Here is a 3,309-nt window from a genome sequence, read left to right on the forward strand (position 1 = left end):
ACACCGAGGATCGGTGCGAATTCTTGGATACCGCGGTTGATGGCTCCGAAGAGGCAGCCGAATTCCGGTGAATAGTCGGCGGTGACCTTCAGCGGAGCCCGCAAACGTTTGATCGCATCGATCAAATTCTGCTCGGCCGGCGCCAACGTGTCATAAGCGTTGTTGGACAGGCCAATTGCCGACAACAGCGCAGTGTTCAGATTGGTCTGCTCATCCACCACTGTCCGGGCGATCGTCGGGGTGTTGTTGAAGACCGTGACCAGGTCGGGTGCGGCATCCGCGTAGATGTTGGCTACCGCGGCCGTCTTTCGGAAGTCCTGCTGCAGGGTCGGCAGTTTCGGATTCAGTTGCTGCGTCAAGGTATTCAGGCCCGACAGCACTCCGCCCAGGTCTTTGCCGTGTCCCCGTAGACCTTCGGCCAGCGCGCCCAGCGTCCCGTTCAACTCGACAGGATCGATCTTTTGCAGCAGGCCGATGAGCGACTGGAACAGCGTATTGACCTCCAGCGAAACAGCCGACACCGCGAGATGTGCACCCGGGCGTAACGCGGCGGGCGACGGTGACTTCGGTGGAATGAACTCCACCGACTTCGCACCAAAGACGGTGCTGCTGGCGATGTGCACCGCGGCGTTGGAGGGTATGTAATGCAACTCGCCGCCATCGATGGCGAGCCTTAGCTGAGCCTCCTCGCCCGCGTAGCTGATGTCGTCGACCTTGCCGATCTGGATGCCGCGATACTTCACCTTGTTGCCGCGGTCCATCTCCAGCCCGGCCCGCGGCGCGGTCAAAGTGACGGTGTCGGTCGGAGAAAACGCTGCGGTGTAGGAGAGGTAAGTAAGCACCACGAACGCCAACAACAGAGAGGCCAGCAGCGCCGCTGCCAGCCTGACGTGAGTGCGTTGCGCACCGGTGCTTGCCACTGTCCCCCTTACCCGGAGAGGTTGAAGTTACCGGACGCGCCGTAGACCGCCAGTGAGATGAACAAAGTAATAACGACGACCACAATCAGCGACGTGCGCACCGCCTGGCCGACCGCCAGGCCGACACCCACCGGGCCGCCAGAAGCGTTGTAGCCGTAGTACGTATGGATCAGCATCACCGCGATCGACATCACGATGGCTTGCAGAAACGACCACAGTAGATCGGTGGGAATGAGGAACGTGCTGAAGTAGTGGTCATATAGACCGGCCGACTGCCCGTTGATGAACACCGTGGTGAACCGCGCGGCGAAAAACGAGGCCAGTACCGCAAGCGAGTAGAGCGGGACGATCGCTATCAGACCCGCGATCAGCCGGGTCGACACCAGGTAGGACACCGAATGCACGGCCATCGACTCGATGGCATCGATCTCCTCGGCGACCCGCATCGCGCCCAATTGTGCCGTAGTACCCGCACCGATGGTGGCGGCCAACGCGATCCCCGCGACTACCGGAGCGACGATGCGCACATTGAGGAACGCGGACAAGAACCCAGTCAACGCCTCAATACCGATGTTGCCCAACGACTCATAGCCCTGCACCGCGATCACGCCGCCTGACGCCAGCGTCAAAAATGCTGCAACGCCGACCGTTCCGCCGATGAGCACCAATGCGCCTGTGCCCATCGTCATTTCGGCGATCAGCCGGATCGTCTCTTTGCGATAGCGGGTAAGCGCATTCGGGATGTAGCGCATTGACTCGCCGTAGAACAGCGCCTGCTCGCCGAAGGTGTCGACCGGCCCGGCGAACCGGTGGAAGAAGCGGCGAATCCGCACCGTGGCGTCATAGCTCATCGCTTTACCGGGCCAGCACTCGAACGCCGATTGCCGTCATGATCACGTTGATCACGAACAGGCAGATGAACGCGTAGACCACCGTCTCGTTGACGGCGACACCGACACCTTTCGGCCCGCCCTTGACCGTCAGCCCCCGGTAGCAACCGACCAGTCCGGCGACCACGCCGAACAGCAAAGCCTTGACCTCGGACAGGACCAGCTCGCCGAGGTGAGTCAGCACGGTCAACCCGTTGACGAACGCGCCGGGGTTGACGCCCTGCAACAACACCGAGAAGACGTAACCACCGGCGATGCCGATCGCCGAGACCAGCCCGTTGAGGAGGAGCGCGACGAAGGTCGACGCCAGCACCCTGGGCACCACCAGGCGTTGGATCGGATCGATGCCCAGCACTCGCATCGCATCGATTTCCTCGCGGATGGTGCGCGCACCCAGGTCGGCGCAGATTGCGGTGGCGCCGGCGCCGGCCACCACCAGCACGGTGACGACGGGCCCCAACTGGGTGATGGTTCCGAAGGCGGTGCCGGCACCGGAGAGGTCGGCGGCGCCGATCTCACGAAGGAGAATGTTGAGCGTGAACGCCACCAAAACGGTGAACGGGATCGCCACCAACAGCGTCGGGATCAGCGAAACCCGAGCGATCATCCAGGTCTGGTCGAGGAACTCCCGGAACTGAAAAGGCCGCTGGAATGTCTTGCGGAAGGTGTCCAGGGCCATCTCGACGAAACCGCCCACGGCCCGGGCCGGGACCGCGAGCTGTTCGATCAACCTGGTTCCCTTCTCGCGCGGGTATCTCCACGTCTCAGAGCGAAGCCCTTGTTTCCCCGGTTGCGCCGCTTTAGCTTGTTTCTGAGCTGCTAGCGGTCCGCGTGAGCCGGCCAATCGTAACTAGAACAAGTTCGGCGTGTCAAAGAAAGGCAGAATTAGACAAAAGTAAGTAGTTTCAGCAGGTCAGCGCGTTTGTGACGTATTTCATTCTGCAACGTGTTCTAGTCAGCTCAGCATGCCCTCAAAGCAGGGCCAATCACTCCATCAATCCGGTCGCCGCAAAGTTGCGTTCCGGGTCACGTCCAGCAAAGTAATTCTGGAGCTCGTCGCTGAGTTCGCCCGGCTCCCACGCCTGCGCGTCGGTGGCGAATTGACGCTCGACGGTGGGGGCTGACACCAGCGTCACCTTTGGCCCGTAGACGATGAAAACCTGGCCGTTGACGTCTTTGGCCGCGGGCGATGCCAAGAAGCGGACCAGCGTGACCACATGCTCGGGCGAGAGCGGGTCGATCTGGCCGTCGGCGACCTCGGGCGCATCGCCGAAGACGTCGGCGGTCATCGCGGTTCGAGCGCGCGGCGCAATCGCGTTGGCACGCACTCCGTAGCGGCCCAGGCCACGCGCGGCAGTCAAGGTGAGCGAGATGATGCCCGCCTTCGCCGCTCCGTAGTTCGCCTGCCCGACCGGGCCCACCAGCCCGGCTTCCGACGAGGTGTTGACGATGCGGCCGTAAACCGATCCGCCGGCCTCTTTCGCCTTCGACCGCCAATA

The 3,309-nt window shown here is 62.4% G+C and carries 4 protein-coding genes; all 4 read right to left on the reverse strand.

Annotated elements, in window-relative coordinates; genetic code table 11:
* Positions 1–920, reverse strand: a 920-nt coding sequence (locus VN856_RS07175) for an MCE family protein (protein WP_325687541.1), incomplete at its 3' end; no start/stop codon positions are given.
* A gap of 8 nt (positions 921–928) precedes the next feature.
* Complete coding sequence (locus VN856_RS07180) at positions 929–1,771, reverse strand: ABC transporter permease (protein ID WP_325687543.1); 843 nt, start codon at positions 1,769–1,771, stop codon at positions 929–931.
* 4 nt (positions 1,772–1,775) lie between these two features.
* A complete protein-coding gene (locus VN856_RS07185) occupies positions 1,776–2,540 on the reverse strand; it encodes an ABC transporter permease (protein ID WP_325687545.1) in 765 nt (254 codons plus the stop codon).
* A 256-nt stretch (positions 2,541–2,796) separates the two neighbouring features.
* The coding region (locus VN856_RS07190; RefSeq protein WP_325687547.1) for an SDR family oxidoreductase at positions 2,797–3,309 on the reverse strand (513 nt) is incomplete at its 5' end.

Source organism: Mycobacterium sp. (assembly GCF_035603715.1).
Lineage (GTDB): Bacteria > Actinomycetota > Actinomycetes > Mycobacteriales > Mycobacteriaceae > Mycobacterium.